Here is a 14,764-nt window from a genome sequence, read left to right on the forward strand (position 1 = left end):
TAAAAAAATGCAACGAAAGAAGCAGGTGCACCTATTGAAGGAGAAAATTCAAAGATTTTCAAAGGGTGACTTTCAATCAACGAAGCCTAAAATCACCTTTGATGAAACAAATATTGTTATTATCATAGGAGAAGGTGAAGTATATCGGGGGAGTCTGACCATAAAAAGTAATACAAAGGATAGAGTCAGAGGGATAATATATCCCTCTTCTTTGCGTGTCCATTTAAAAGAACAAGGATTTGATGGAACGGTTTGCAGAATAGAGTATACCTACGATGGAAGAGGATTGGAACCAGGATATGTTGAAGATGGTTTTTTTGATATCGTCAGTGATACAGGTGAATACCGTCTTGCATTTACAGCCATTACAGAAAAACCTTATATCACCACTCCTTATGGGAAAGTTCAGAGCACAGAAGATTTTCGGAAACTTGCGGTGAAAGATTATTCTGAAGCGGCACGTTTGTTCCGCTCAAAAGAATTTTATGATATTTTAAAATATGAGGATGAACGGATTTTATATCTCTATGATAATATGCGTAAATGGTCTCTGGGAGAACAAGCATTAGAGGAATTCTTAGTAGGCATCAAACAGAAGGAATGTATCTTTTTGACTTTGCAAGGAGAAGGAATGTTCTTCGAGGATGTGAAAGACGCAACAAAAGGTACTCTGACAATCATGAAAAATACATGGGGATTTATGCCGATCCGTATCGAAGCAGAAGGTGATTTTGTCCGTTTGAATAAGCAGCAAATCACAACAGATGATTTCGTTGGAAATGCGTATGAATTTGAATACGTTGTACGGCCGGAATATCTTCACGGTGGCCGGAATTTTCTGCGTCTGAAATTTATTACTCCTTATGAAATCCTATACTATGTTGTGGAGGTTTTACAGAATGTAGATATTGACGAAAATCATAGGGATGAAGATTTGTATATGGCTCAGATTGTAAAGAGCTATATACGACACGTTTCCGGAGTGAAAACTCTCAACGAATGGGTGGAGGAAACGTTAAAAAGGCTTAAATTGTTGAAGCAGCTGGATTCACAAAATGATATGTACCAGTTACTCACGGCTCATGTAAGTCTTATGGGAAACAAAGAAGAGGAAGCGAAGTGGATATTAGAAAACTATAATTATAATCGTTTTGCTCTTGTAAAGGATTTTGAGGTAAATAGCTATTATCTGTATTTGACAGCCCTTATAAGAGGAGAAGGCAGCCATTATGCAAGAGTAATCCAGGATTTGGAAAAAACGCATATTCGACATCAGGAATCATGGATCTTACTTTGGATGCTTTTAGATTTAGACAATCGTTATAAGAATCCAAATAAAAGACTTTCAATGCTGTCAAGCCATTATGATTTTGGGAATCATCAGGTCACATATTATCTCGAGTGCTTCTTGTGTTACAAAGAAAAACCAGCGCTTTTGAAAAAACTGGGAGATTTTGAGCTGCAAGTTTTGAATTTTGCAGCAAAGTATCAATTGATTACCAAAGAATTAGCTCTTTACCTTGCAAATTTTGCCAGTCAGCAGAAATTTTACGAAGAGAAGCTATTTGTGATTTTGGAGAGAACCTATGAAATGTATCCAGAGTCAATGATTTTAAATGCAATCTGCATCTTGCTAATTAAAGGTGGGAAAATTGCACCTGGCTATTTTAAATGGTATAAACTAGCGGTAGACAATGATTTTCGTTTGGCTAAGCTTTATGAGTATTATATGCTGACGGTAGATGAGGAACAGATGAAAGAGCCTCTTCCACGGGTGATTTATCTATACTATCTCCACGGAAATAACTTAAATTATAAGAAATGTGCATTCCTATATGCGTCTTTGGTGCAGCATGAGGAAGAAGCAGGGGATCTTTACCTGGGATATCGTGAGCAGATGGTTAAATTCACATGGAACCAGCTTATGAAAAGACGAGTAACGGACTCTTTGAAGATTCTCTATAAGCGTTTTTGCAGAGAAGATGAGATGGACGCAAAGAGAATCGAAGCGATGCGGGATATATGTTTCTCCTATTTGGTTACAACGAAGGTTCCCAATATGTCTAGAGTTCTTGTGATTGAAAAAGATGGAACGATTAAACAAAGGGTACCTTATGAGAGAGACGGAGCAATTATTTATTTGTATGATAAGGAATCCCGAATTATTTGGGAATCAAGAGAAGGCAGATATTATACTGATTCCATCGCTTTTGAGACTTCGAGATTATTCTATGAACCAAGATTTTTAGAACTATGTAAGAATTACGGCGATACAACTGGAGCCTGGAAAGAAGAAGAAGTCAAAAGAGAGTTGGATTTTGATGAACTTTATCATTTGGGAATAGAAGTTTTTCCGGAGAAAGACGTTCTTCGCCTGGTTAGCAGAGAAATTCGGGAAAGCGAATATAAAGAGTCACAAGTTTTAACCTACTACAGTATTATACTTTTTAAAAGAGATATGTACGATAAGGCAACACTCACATATTTAGCAGAGCATTATACAGGTGGCACCCGAAACATGAAGGAGCTTTATTATGTATTGAAAGACTATAATGTTCCAACTCATGTATTAGGAGAAAAAATTATTACACAAATGATTTTTTCTGAAACCATTTTAAATGGAGATGAAATTTTTCTTGACTATTATCGTTCGGATGGAGTGTATTTCAGAGTAAAACAGGCATATCTTGCATACGTAACACGTGAGTATCTATTGCGAAAGAAAGTTTTACGCCGTTCTATTTTTGATATTATTATGTTGGAATGCCACGAGAGAGAAGAGCTTCCAGATGTGTGTAAGATTGCTTTGTTAGAGTATTTTTCAGATAAAAGCTATAGTCAGGAAGAAGGAGAAGTTCTTCGAAATGTCATGGGTGAACTATGTGAGAAAGGAATTCTTTTTGAATTTTATATGGTTTATCCTAAGCAGTGGCTGCGAGAACTTTTGCTTTTTGACAAGGTTTTAGTTTCTTATAAGGCAAAACCCGGGAATCGAGTATGGGTGTGCTATAAAATCCGAAGAAATAATAAAGATGAATTAGGATTTCATAAGGAAGCATTACTTCCTACCTTTGAGACTATGTATGTCAAAGACTTTATTCTTTTTGATGATGAGGAATTGATTTACTATTTCCAAGAAACAGATGGCAATTTGGTAACAGAGAGCAAAAAGAAAAAAATTGATAATAAAAATAATGTTGCAACAGCGGGACGCTATGCAAGATTAAATGAAATGATAGGTGTTTCTCCAGCTAATTTGAAGGGAATGATGATTGCCTACGAAGAAGAAGAAATTATTTCGGAGAAAATATATCACAAATACTAGTTATATGAGAGGAAAAAACCTATGAAAAAGAGGTATATCCTGGGTTACGATTTAAACAGTAAATACAGTCAAATCAGCTTTTACAATTTCGAGGATGAAGAGCCAAAAACGTATGAGGAATCAGAGGAAGCAATGCAGATTCCATTGGCACTGGCTTTTTTCAATGATCGTTGGGTGTATGGAAAAGAGGCGAAACGTCTTGATACAATTAATCAAGGCGTTGCTTTTACAAATTTTTTCGAGCAGGCGAAAAAGCGGGAAAAAATAGTAGCCAACGGAAAAACCTATGATGCGGTGTGGCTTTTGGCGAAATATATACGCATGACATTGAGCGAATACGAAAATATTGAATACTTAACCTTTACAGTTTCTGAAACAGATATTGATATGTCAAATCTTTTAAAAGGGATAGGGCAACATTTAGGAGTGGAAAAAGAAAATATCAGTGTTCAAGATTATAAAGAGAGTTTTGCTCATTATATGTACAATCAGCCAAAAGAACTCTGGCAGTATGAAGCAGCACTTTTTTATTGTGACATTTACCAAATGAAAGCGTACATGCTGCGCAGGTTAAATCCAGCCAAGAAAAATGAAAACAATCGATTTATTACAGTTGATGAAGTGGCATCGGCTCATATTAATGAGTTGATGGCTATTTACCCGGTATATGATGAAGATCAGGCGAGATATGCAGATGAGAAGTTTAAATCCTTTGTCCAAGGGGTTTTCGACAAGAAAGTAGTTTCCAGCGTTTTTTTAACAGGAGAAGGCTTTGAAAATGAGTGGTATCCAGACTCTTTAAGAGTTTTATGCAATGGAAGAAGAGCATTTCTTGGAAATAATCTTTACAGCAAGGGTGCATGCTATTACTCGTACAAGATGGTAGAATCTCCTAATGAGGGGATTATATACTTAGATGATACCAGGCTTTTACAAAGAGTATGCCTGCATATAAAGAGAGAGGGAAAAGAGCAATGGTATCCTATTGTTCCATGGGGAAGCCACTGGTATGAAGCAGATAACCAATGGGAGGTTTTGCTGGATAATACCAGAAATATTGAGGTTCGCGTAGAATCATTAGCATCAGAAGAGCTCTATACAGAGAGCATATCTCTTGCAGGCTTAGTAGAGAGGAAAGATTATTCATTACGTTTACAAATCAATGTAATGTTTTTAGATGAAAAGACATGTCGATTTACTGTAAAGGATGTTGGGTTTGGGGATTTCTATCCTGCAACCGATTTTCAGACAGAAAAGATCATCCATTTAGGAGGTATTCATGGCCAGTTTAATTCTATGTCATCCTAAAAGGGCCAAACACCCTTATGAGATTACAAGGATACATAAAAAAATTTATACAATTGAGGAACTGTGTTATTACTTATGCAATCATCTCTATCTGGTTGATTCAACCATTATGAATCATCAGCTTTGTTCCTGGATTGATCGTGAGTTAGAGCTGAATTCTTTGGCTAGAGGACTGAAATTTTATTTGACCAGAAATGCAAGTATTGAGCAGTTTATAATGGAAATACTGGAGAAGTCTAATATCTATTCCGAACGAGAATTGTATCAAATGCAAGCAACTCTTGAAACATTAAAAAATCAAAAAGATGTGGAGAGAGAGAAATACAAAGGGGATACTCTTTTTGACAGCAAGGAATATGAGGCGGCGATTTTAGTTTATCAATCCATCTTAAAAAAGGAATGGGATACTACGGTAAAAAAGGAATTCTATGGACATATCCATGCCTCTTTAGGCTCGTGTTTTGGTCGATTATTTCTCTATGATGAAGCGGTGAGAAATTATAAAGAAGCAGTGGCACTGACGGATGATGATTTGGGAATTATTAAAGCCTATTTATATAGCTGCAAGCAAGTATATACCCCCCAGGAATACACGAAAATGCTTTCTAATAACAGTCTGTATCTTAGTATTGATGGAAAGATAAAGGAAGAAACACAGGAGTGGAGGAAACAAGCAAACTTAGATGTTTCAACAGAGGATGTGCGAAGCTGGAGACAGGTATATCGCAAGATTGACAGTCACTAGAGAGCTATGCTATTATGTTTTAGTGTAGTAAAGTTATCAACTACTAAAACACTAATACGTAAAAGGAAGGATACAAATATGAAAAAAATTGGTTCATTATTACTCATACTTGTTATGGCTTGTGCTCTTGTATTAACAGGATGCAAAAAGGAAGAAACGAAGACAAAGGATGAGAATAGTTTTATTGTTGGATTTGATGCGTCTTTTCCGCCTTATGGATATAAAGATGACAATGGAGAATATGTAGGATTTGATTTGGATCTTGCAGAAGAAGTGTGCAAAAGAAATGAATGGACATTAGTAAAACAACCAATTGACTGGGATTCTAAAGATGCGGAGATAAACGCAGGAACCATTAGCTGTATATGGAATGGATTTACAATTAATGGAAGAGAAGATCAGTACACCTGGTCAGAACCATACGTTGATAATAAGCAAGTAATCGTGGTTGCAGCTGATTCGGGAATAGAATCTTTTGCTGATTTAGCAGGAAAGCTTGTAGAAACCCAAGCGGATTCATCTGCCCTTCATGCACTGCAGGAAGATAAGAAAGATTTGGCAGATACTTTTTCGGGTTTAACAGAAGTGCCAGAGTATAATACGGCATTTATGGATTTGGAATCTGGAGCTTGTGATGGAGTGGCACTTGATATTGGAGTGGCAATGTATCAGATTAATTCCAGAGACAACTCAGACGATTTTAAAATTTTAGAAGAAGAGATTTCTTCCGAGCAGTACGGAATCGGGTTTAAAAAGGGAAATGAAGAACTTCGAGATCAAGTACAGAAAACATTAGATGAAATGGCAGAAGATGGTACCATTGAGAAAATAGCAGAAAAATATGCAGATAGTGGAGTTCCGGGAGCTCTGGCTATTCATAAGTAAGGACAAAGAAAATGCAGATACAGACAGTAGTGCAGGAACTGGCAACAGGGATGCTGGTTTCTGCTTCTATCTTTTTAGTTACTCTTTTATTCTCTCTCCCCTTAGGACTTATCATTGCTTTTGGACGTATGTCTAAGACAAAAGCATTTCAGGGGATTGCAAGAATATATATATCGATTATGAGAGGGACACCTCTTATGCTTCAATTGATGGTCGTGTATTTTGGACCTTATTATCTCTTTGGAATACGAATTTCCAATAATTATCGATTAATCGCTGTTCTAATAGGATTTGTTATTAATTATGCGGCTTATTTTGCAGAGATATATAGAGGTGGAATTGAATCGATACCGGTAGGACAATATGAGGCAGCTAAAGTCTTGGGGTATACGAAGGCACAGACCTTTTTTAAGATTATATTTCCACAGGTGATTAAGCGTATTATGCCCTCTGTAACCAATGAGGTTATTACCTTGGTAAAGGATACTTCACTCGCTTTTGTTTTGGCTGTAACGGAGATGTTTACTGTGGCAAAGCAGATTGCTGCATCACAGGCGTCTATGATGCCATTCATTGTAGCAGGGGTATTCTATTACGTTTTTAATCTAATTGTAGCAGTATCTATGGAAGGTATAGAAAAGAAATTGAGTTATTATCGATAGGTGGGTCAAAGAGATGAAGCTTTTGGAAATTAAAAATTTAGGAAAGAGTTTTGATGGAGTAGAGGTTTTGAAAGACATCTCGATTTCTGTAAATCGAGGTGAGGTTCTTGGGATTATTGGACCCTCAGGAAGTGGAAAATCTACATTACTTCGATGTGCTACAGGATTAGAGCAGGCGGATAAGGGAGTGATTTCTTACGAAGGAAGCTATGGTCTTGTATTTCAGAACTTTAATCTTTTTCCACATTATTCTGTAATGAAGAATATTACTGATGCACCAATAAAAGTGCAGAAAAGGGAAAAAGCAGAGGTATATAAGGAAGCTAGAGAGCTTTTGAAAAAGATGGGATTGTCAGATCGGGAAAAAGCATACCCTTTCCAGTTGTCAGGCGGACAAAAACAAAGGGTATCCATTGCCAGAGCCCTGGCAATGAATCCAGATATTCTTTTTTTTGATGAACCAACCTCTGCGTTGGATCCTGAACTAACAGGTGAGATATTAAAAGTCATCAAAGAGCTGGCAAATGAGAATATGACCATGGTAATTGTAACTCATGAAATGAGTTTTGCTCAGAATGTAGCGGATCATATTATTTTCATGGAGGATGGTTATATTTTAGAAGAGGGAAGCCCAGAGGAAGTTTTTGGTTCTTCTAACGAAAGAATGAAGATGTTCTTGGGTAAATTTTGTGAATAATACAAGGTCGGGGGATTATTGCTTTTCCCTTGGCCTTGTATTATACTATTTTATGCAGCAAAAAGATAATAATATAGAAAAGGTGGGTATCAAAGTGCAAAAGCTAGAACAATTGTATGAAGGTAAAGCAAAGAAAGTATTTAAAACAGAAGATCCTGATATCGTTATTGTAGATTACAAAGATGATGCAACTGCGTTTAATGGTGAAAAAAAGGGAACGATTGTTGGAAAAGGTGTTGTAAATAACCGAATGACAAACTATATTTTTCAGGTATTGGAGAAAGAAGGAGTTCCAACACACTTTGTGGAAGAGTTAAGTGATCGTGAGACAGCTGTTAAAAAAGTTGAAATAGTACCTCTTGAAGTTATTGTTCGTAATGTGGCGGCAGGAAGCTTTTCAAAGAAGCTGGGAATTGAAGAAGGAAAAGCTTTATTAGAGCCCACACTTGAGTTTAGTTATAAAGATGATGATCTTGGAGACCCGATGATTAATGATTACTATGCAATCGCAATTGGAGCTGCTACAAGAGAAGAAATTGATAAAATCACCCAATATACGTTTAAGGTAAATGATGTATTGAAAAAGTTTTTTGCAGAAGCAGGAATTGAATTAATTGACTTCAAAATTGAATATGGAAGATTTCATGGAGATATCATTCTTGCAGATGAGATATCACCAGATACCTGTAGACTTTGGGACATAAATACAAAAGAAAAATTAGATAAAGATCGTTTCCGAAGAGATATGGGAAATGTTGAAGACGCATACCAAGAGGTATTTAAAAGAATTGGAATTAAGTAAAAGGAGTTATCACATGACAGACTTTGAAAAAGTAACGACAGGAATGGGCGAAGAGTGTGGTGTATTTGGTGCCTATGATTTAAAAGGTGAAGACGTTTCAAGTTCAATATATTACGGACTCTTTGCTCTTCAGCACAGAGGGCAGGAAAGCTGTGGAATAGCAGTTACAAACACCTTCGGTGAAAGAAAATTTAATGCAGTCAAGGGCTTAGGTCTCGTAAATGATGTTTTTGATGAAGAAAGATTATCGGAGCTGGGGGGAAACCTTGGTTTGGGACACGTTCGCTATTCCACGGCGGGTGGTTCAAGAACAGAAAATGCTATGCCATTGGTAATTAACTATATAAAAGGTGCATTAGCAATTGCCCATAATGGAAATCTTACCAATGCAATTGAATTAAGACAGGATTTGGAAAGGACAGGAGCCATTTTCCAGACTACTATTGATTCCGAGGTGATTGCATACCATATTGCAAGAGAAAGATTAAACACAGAGACAGCAGATGAGGCGGTAAGACGTGCAGTTAAAAAAGTAAAGGGAGCCTATGCACTGGTTGTTACATCCCCCAGAAAGATGATTGGGGTAAGAGATCCCTTTGGACTGAAGCCACTGTGTATCGGGAAAAGAGATGACACTTATTTTCTTGCTTCTGAAAGCTGTGCAATTGCCGCAGTAGGTGGAGAATTTGTTCGAGATGTAGAACCAGGTGAACTGGTTACAATTTCAAGGCATGGAATTACATCAAATAAAGAGTTACAAATTAACCCTGAAAATGAAGCGAGATGTATTTTTGAATATATTTATTTTGCACGTACAGATAGTAAAATTGATGGAGTGAATGTGTATCATTCCAGAATTTTAGCAGGAAAAACTTTGGCGGAATCTTTTCCAGTAGAGGCAGATTTAGTTGTAGGTGTTCCAGATTCTGGATTGGTTGCAGCAAAAGGATATTCAGAAGCAACAGGAATACCCTATGGCATGGCTTTCCACAAAAACAGTTACGTGGGAAGAACCTTTATCAAGCCCAAACAAAGTCAGCGGGAAAGTAGTGTTAAAATTAAGCTGAATGTAATAGAAGAGGTTGTAAAAGATAAGAGGATTGTATTGGTAGACGACTCCATTGTAAGAGGAACTACGTCGGCAAACATTATCAAGATGCTCAAAAAAGCCGGAGCGAAAGAAGTACATGTCCGCATTAGTTCTCCGCCATTTTTGTATCCTTGTTATTTTGGGACGGATGTGCCTTCTAATGAACAATTAATAGCACATAGCCATACAACAGATGAAATCAGGGAAATGATTGGCGCAGACAGTCTAGGCTATATGGAAGTGGACAAACTAAAAAATATGGTGGGTGACTTAGGATTTTGTGATGCCTGTTTTACAGGGAACTATCCGATGGAAGTTCCCGGTGAAGATATTTCACATGCATTTGAAAAGTAGGAAAGGAAATAAATCATGAGTACAGACAAATACGTAAGTCCTTTATCAGAAAGATATGCCAGTAAAGAAATGCAGTATGTGTTTTCTCCAGATAAGAAATTCAAAACATGGAGAAAGCTGTGGATTGCTTTGGCTGAGACGGAAAAAGAATTAGGATTAGATATTTCAGAAGAACAAATTGAAGAGTTAAAGGCTCATGCAGATGATATTAATTATGATGTGGCAAAAGAACGGGAGAAAATTGTTCGTCATGATGTTATGAGTCACGTATATGCTTACGGAGTTCAATGTCCAAAGGCAAAGGGAATTATTCATTTAGGTGCTACTTCTTGTTATGTTGGTGATAACACGGATGTGATTGTTATGAAAGAAGCATTGGACATTGTTGAAAAGAAATTGGTTAACATTATTGCTGTATTGGGCAAGTTCGCAGAAGAATACAAGGCACTTCCAACTCTTGGATTTACTCACTTTCAGCCAGCACAGCCTACAACAGTAGGAAAACGAGCAACACTTTGGATGCAGGAATTTATGATGGATCTTGAGGATTTGGACTATGTGAGAAGCACTCTGAAGTTATTAGGTTCAAAAGGAACAACTGGAACCCAGGCGAGTTTTCTTGAGCTTTTCAATGGGGATCAGGTGACGATTGATAAAATCGATCCAATGATTGCAAAAAAGATGGGATTTGAATCAAGCTACCCAGTATCAGGACAAACCTATTCCAGAAAGGTAGATACAAGAGTGGTAAATGTTTTGGCTGGAATTGCAGCCAGTGCCCATAAATTTTCCAATGATATTCGACTTTTACAGCATCTTAAAGAAGTAGAAGAACCTTTTGAAAAGAGTCAAATTGGTTCGTCGGCAATGGCTTATAAAAGAAATCCGATGCGGAGTGAAAGAATAGCTTCTCTAAGTAGATATGTGATGGTGGATGCATTAAATCCGGCAATTACAAGTGCAACTCAGTGGTTCGAAAGAACCTTGGATGATTCGGCAAATAAAAGATTAAGTGTTCCAGAAGGCTTTTTAGCTATTGATGGAATTCTGGACTTGTGTTTAAATGTTGCCGATGGACTCGTTGTATATCCCAAGGTGATTGAAAAGAGACTTTTGTCAGAACTTCCATTTATGGCAACAGAGAACATTATGATGGATGCTGTAAAGGCGGGTGGTGACAGACAAGAACTTCATGAGAGAATTCGGGAACTTTCTATGGAAGCAGGTAGAAATGTAAAAGAATTAGGGTTAGACAATAATCTTTTGGATTTAATTGCACAAGACGATGGATTCAATTTAACAAAAGAGGATCTGGAGAAAACGATGGACCCATCAAAATATGTTGGAAGAGCAAAAGAACAGGTGGAATCTTTCCTAAAAAATGATGTAGATAAATTGTTAAGAAGCAAGAAAGATTTACTGGGCATTAAGGCGGAAATCAACGTCTAATTTTGTGAGATTCTACTAGAAAAAAATTTATTTGTTAAAAAAATTGCAATAGGGGTTGAAAAAGAGAAAAAGATGTTCTATGATAGACACATGAAATAAAGTTATAGAAAAATTTTATAGAGATAGGATGATTTTTTTCTCGAGAGAATCTTTTTAGTAAGATCGCCGAAGAGGCAAGCTATTTTCATGTGTGATGAAAATAGGTGAAACTTTCAGGCAAAAGGATGGAAAAAAGGACTATATTCTGGATGCAAAGACAGAAGGACACAACACGATTTAGTGATGTGTCCTTTTTTTAAAACTTTTTTCACGAAGCATTATAAAATGTTATGAGACTATTTGGAGGTATTCAATATGGATGACTATATTATTATTACAAATAATCCAATGGTTGTAGAAGAATTTGGTACCGAGAAAGAAATTGAGTTTTACGATGTAGATTATGAAAATATTTTAGTAAAAGTAAGAGATAAAATCTACAAAGGTCATGAGCTTTTGAGCCATCCCTTATCCGGAAGCGTTAAACCAGGTGAGACACCTTATAAATCAATTATGGTTTCCAAAAGGGTAGGAAGTTTAGAAGAAAAGTATGTTAAGTTAATAGAGAGTTCGATACAGACGGTAGGAAAATTTTCTTTTAAACCAACCATAAATGATCAAAAAACTCTGAAAGATTTACAGGTTGTTGACCGAACCTTATTAAACAGTGCCATAGCATCAGCAGATGCTTAATGGATAAATTAATTTCAAAAGAAGGAGGGACTTTATTGTGAAATTAGAAATGGGACACATATTCATCAAGGACATCGTTTTTTCTGATACATCGAAGATTGAAGATGGGGTATTGTATGTATCAAAAGCAGAATTGGAAAAAATCGTTCTATCAGATGAAAAATTAAAAGAGGTGTCATTTGATGTAGCAAAACCGGGAGAGAGTGTACGTATTACACCGGTTAAGGATGTTATTGAGCCAAGAGTCAAAGTAGAAGGAGAGGGTGGTATCTTCCCAGGCGTAATTGCAAAAGTAGGTACTGTAGGTAGTGGAAAAACTTATGCCCTTAAAGGAATGGCAGTTGTAACTGCTGGAAAAATTGTTGGTTTCCAAGAGGGAATCATTGATATGACTGGCCCTGGAGCAGAATACACTCCATTTTCAAAATTAAACAATTTAGTTATGGTATGTGAACCAATTGAAGATATAAAACCACATCAATATGAAAAAGCAGTTAGACTTGCAGGTTTCAGAGTGGCAACTTATCTTGGAGAGCTTTCAAAAAGCTTGACTCCAGATGAAACGAAGGTTTATGAGACACAGACAATCATGGAAGGAAAAGAAAAATATCCAGATCTTCCAAGAGTTGCATATGTACAGATGCTTCAAAGCCAAGGTCTTTTACATGACACATATGTATATGGTGTGGACGCAAAGCAAACCTTATCAACAATTATGAATCCAACAGAAGTGATGGATGGAGCTATTGTATCAGGTAACTGTGTATCAGCATGTGACAAGAACACAACTTATCACCATTTAAACAACCCGGTTATTCATGATATGTTAGAAGAACATGGTAAAACCTTGAACTTTGTTTGTCAGATTTTGACGAACGAAAACGTATATTTGGCAGATAAAGAACGTTCTTCAGACTGGACCGCTAAAATGTGTGAAATGTTGGATCTTGATGGAGTAATCGTATCTCAGGAAGGATTTGGAAATCCAGATACGGACTTAATCATGAACTGTAAAAAGATTGAGGCAAAAGGTGTTAAAACAGTTATTATTACTGACGAATATGCAGGAAGAGACGGTAAGAGCCAATCTCTTGCAGATGCAGATGCAGCAGCAGATGCGGTTGTCACAGGAGGTAATGCAAATCAAGTAATTATCCTTCCAAAACTTGACAAAGTAATTGGAACTTTAGATTACGTGACAAAGATTGCGGGAGCTTCGGATGAAACACTTAGAGAAGATGGATCATTAGAAGTAGAGTTACAGGTAATTACAGGTGCTACAAACGAAACTGGTTTCAACAAACTTAGCGCTAGATAGGAGGAGAAAAATGTCTAAAATAAGAGTAGTACATTATATTAACCAATTCTTCGCTAATATCGGTGGAGAAGAAAAAGCTGATTTTCCTGCAGAACTTCGTGTAGGTGAGGTTGTTGGACCTGGTATGGCTTTTAAAGCAAGTTTTAAGGATGAAGCAGAGATTATTGCTACAATAGTATGTGGGGATTCTTACTTTAATGAGAATCTGGACAAAGCGAAAGCAGATATTTTAGCAATGGTAAAAGAGCAAAATCCAGATGTGTTTATTGCAGGCCCTGCATTTAATGCGGGAAGATATGGAGTTGCTTGTGGTACAATAGCGGATGCAGTACAACAGGAATTAGGAATTCCAGCTGTTACGGGAATGTATAAAGAAAATCCTGGAGCAGATATGTTTAAGGATAAGGTATACACAGTTGCAACAAAAAATAGTGCAGCAGGCATGAGAGATGCAGTGGCAAAAATGGCGCCATTAGCGTTGAAACTTGCCAAAAAAGAGGAAATTGGGGTTTCTTCTGAAGAAGGATATATGCCAAATGGAATCCGTAAGAATTTCTTTGAAAATGAAAGAGGTTCGAAAAGAGCAATCAATATGTTATTGGCAAAACTGGCAGGCAAGGAGTTTACAACAGAGTATCCTATGCCAGACTTTGACCGGGTAGATCCTATGCCAGCAGTGAAAGATTTGGCTCATGCCACAATCGCTCTTGTTACTTCTGGTGGTATTGTGCCAAAGGGAAATCCAGATCATATCGAAAGTTCATCTGCTTCACGTTATGGAGAGTATGATATTACAGGTGTTATGGATTTGACAGAAGATACGTATGAAACTGCCCATGGTGGATACGATCCTGTATATGCAAATGAAGATGCAGATAGAGTTTTGCCAGTTGATGTTTTAAGAGATCTTGAAAAAGAGGGCAAAATTGGAAAGCTACATCATCTTTTCTATACCACTACAGGAAATGGTACTGCAGTTGCTTCATCTAAGGCATTTGCAGAGGAATTTTCAAAGAAATTAATAGCAGATGGTGTGGATGCTGTTATTTTAACCTCCACTTGAGGTACCTGTACTCGTTGCGGTGCAACGATGGTTAAAGAAATTGAAAGAGCTGGCATACCAGTGGTTCATGTATGTACAGTTACACCAATTTCCATGACAGTTGGTGCAAATAGAATCGTACCAGCTATTGCAATTCCACATCCACTGGGAAATCCAGCATTGGATAAAAAAGAAGAAAAAGAACTTCGCCGCCAAATCGTGGAGAAGGCTTTAGATGCTCTTGCTACAGAGGTTGATGGACAGACAGTTTTTGACAAGTAAACGTAGAAGGAGATAAACAAATGGATAAGATATATGATGTAATCATTCTAGGTGCAGGTCCCGCAGGTTTAGC

At 37.0% G+C, this 14,764-nt stretch carries 12 protein-coding genes and 1 riboswitch; all 12 genes read left to right on the top strand.

Translation table 11 applies throughout. The annotated features are described in order from the left end of the window. Positions 1-25 precede the first annotated feature (25 nt). The 12 genes from NHH15_RS13480 to grdB all read left to right on the top strand — a co-directional run bounded on the left by NHH15_RS13480 (position 26) and on the right by grdB (position 14,691). Positions 26-3,325, top strand: a complete 3,300-nt coding sequence (locus NHH15_RS13480) for a DUF5717 family protein (RefSeq protein WP_262067175.1) — start codon at positions 26-28, stop codon at positions 3,323-3,325. A 21-nt stretch (positions 3,326-3,346) separates the two neighbouring features. Then, positions 3,347-4,633, top strand: a complete 1,287-nt coding sequence (locus tag NHH15_RS13485; RefSeq protein ID WP_262067176.1) for a DUF5716 family protein — start codon at positions 3,347-3,349, stop codon at positions 4,631-4,633. Then, entirely contained in the window at positions 4,605-5,378 is a 774-nt protein-coding gene (locus NHH15_RS13490) for a tetratricopeptide repeat protein (protein ID WP_262067177.1), read from the top strand. Before NHH15_RS13485 ends, NHH15_RS13490 begins: the two co-directional genes overlap by 29 nt. A gap of 78 nt (positions 5,379-5,456) precedes the next feature. Next, the gene (locus tag NHH15_RS13495) at positions 5,457-6,263 is read left to right on the top strand and encodes an amino acid ABC transporter substrate-binding protein (protein WP_262067178.1); all 807 of its coding nucleotides are present in this window, start codon (positions 5,457-5,459) and stop codon (positions 6,261-6,263) included. A gap of 11 nt (positions 6,264-6,274) precedes the next feature. After that, on the top strand, positions 6,275-6,925 hold the full coding sequence (locus tag NHH15_RS13500; protein ID WP_262067179.1) for an amino acid ABC transporter permease: 651 nt from the start codon (positions 6,275-6,277) through the stop codon (positions 6,923-6,925). A gap of 13 nt (positions 6,926-6,938) precedes the next feature. Continuing rightward, the gene (locus NHH15_RS13505) at positions 6,939-7,622 is read left to right on the top strand and encodes an amino acid ABC transporter ATP-binding protein (RefSeq protein WP_262067180.1); all 684 of its coding nucleotides are present in this window, start codon (positions 6,939-6,941) and stop codon (positions 7,620-7,622) included. A 94-nt stretch (positions 7,623-7,716) separates the two neighbouring features. After that, on the top strand, positions 7,717-8,424 hold the full coding sequence (gene purC, locus NHH15_RS13510) for a phosphoribosylaminoimidazolesuccinocarboxamide synthase (protein ID WP_262067181.1): 708 nt from the start codon (positions 7,717-7,719) through the stop codon (positions 8,422-8,424). A 13-nt stretch (positions 8,425-8,437) separates the two neighbouring features. Beyond that, positions 8,438-9,868 (top strand): amidophosphoribosyltransferase, encoded by a 1,431-nt coding sequence (purF, locus tag NHH15_RS13515; protein WP_262067182.1) that lies wholly within the window; start codon positions 8,438-8,440, stop codon positions 9,866-9,868. Positions 9,869-9,883: 15 nt separating this feature from the next. After that, positions 9,884-11,317, top strand: a complete 1,434-nt coding sequence (gene purB, locus NHH15_RS13520; protein WP_262067183.1) for an adenylosuccinate lyase — start codon at positions 9,884-9,886, stop codon at positions 11,315-11,317. A gap of 128 nt (positions 11,318-11,445) precedes the next feature. Continuing rightward, a riboswitch (glycine riboswitch) is annotated at positions 11,446-11,555 on the top strand. A 116-nt stretch (positions 11,556-11,671) separates the two neighbouring features. After that, on the top strand, positions 11,672-12,049 hold the full coding sequence (locus NHH15_RS13525) for a GrdX family protein (protein WP_262067184.1): 378 nt from the start codon (positions 11,672-11,674) through the stop codon (positions 12,047-12,049). A gap of 37 nt (positions 12,050-12,086) precedes the next feature. Next, positions 12,087-13,367: a glycine/sarcosine/betaine reductase component B subunit gene (locus tag NHH15_RS13530; RefSeq protein WP_262067185.1), complete on the top strand. Its 1,281-nt coding sequence runs from the start codon at positions 12,087-12,089 to the stop codon at positions 13,365-13,367. 10 nt (positions 13,368-13,377) lie between these two features. Then, a complete protein-coding gene (gene grdB, locus NHH15_RS13535; RefSeq protein WP_262067186.1) occupies positions 13,378-14,691 on the top strand; it encodes a glycine reductase complex selenoprotein B in 1,314 nt (437 codons plus the stop codon). The last annotated feature ends 73 nt before the right edge of the window (positions 14,692-14,764 follow it).

This window comes from Aequitasia blattaphilus, assembly GCF_024721305.1.
GTDB classification, from domain to species: Bacteria; Bacillota; Clostridia; order Lachnospirales; family Lachnospiraceae; genus Aequitasia; species Aequitasia blattaphila.

What these genes read in the sequence shown, in the direction of transcription:
- NHH15_RS13500 (WP_262067179.1), top strand. Translation starts at nt 6,275, where the DNA reads ATGCAGATACAGACAGTAGTGCAGGAACTGGCAACAGGGATGCTGGTT.
- NHH15_RS13485 (WP_262067176.1), top strand. Translation starts at nt 3,347, where the DNA reads ATGAAAAAGAGGTATATCCTGGGTTACGATTTAAACAGTAAATACAGT.
- NHH15_RS13505 (WP_262067180.1), top strand. Translation starts at nt 6,939, where the DNA reads ATGAAGCTTTTGGAAATTAAAAATTTAGGAAAGAGTTTTGATGGAGTA.
- purB (WP_262067183.1), top strand. Translation starts at nt 9,884, where the DNA reads ATGAGTACAGACAAATACGTAAGTCCTTTATCAGAAAGATATGCCAGT.
- NHH15_RS13495 (WP_262067178.1), top strand. Translation starts at nt 5,457, where the DNA reads ATGAAAAAAATTGGTTCATTATTACTCATACTTGTTATGGCTTGTGCT.
- NHH15_RS13490 (WP_262067177.1), top strand. Translation starts at nt 4,605, where the DNA reads ATGGCCAGTTTAATTCTATGTCATCCTAAAAGGGCCAAACACCCTTAT.
- purF (WP_262067182.1), top strand. Translation starts at nt 8,438, where the DNA reads ATGACAGACTTTGAAAAAGTAACGACAGGAATGGGCGAAGAGTGTGGT.
- NHH15_RS13525 (WP_262067184.1), top strand. Translation starts at nt 11,672, where the DNA reads ATGGATGACTATATTATTATTACAAATAATCCAATGGTTGTAGAAGAA.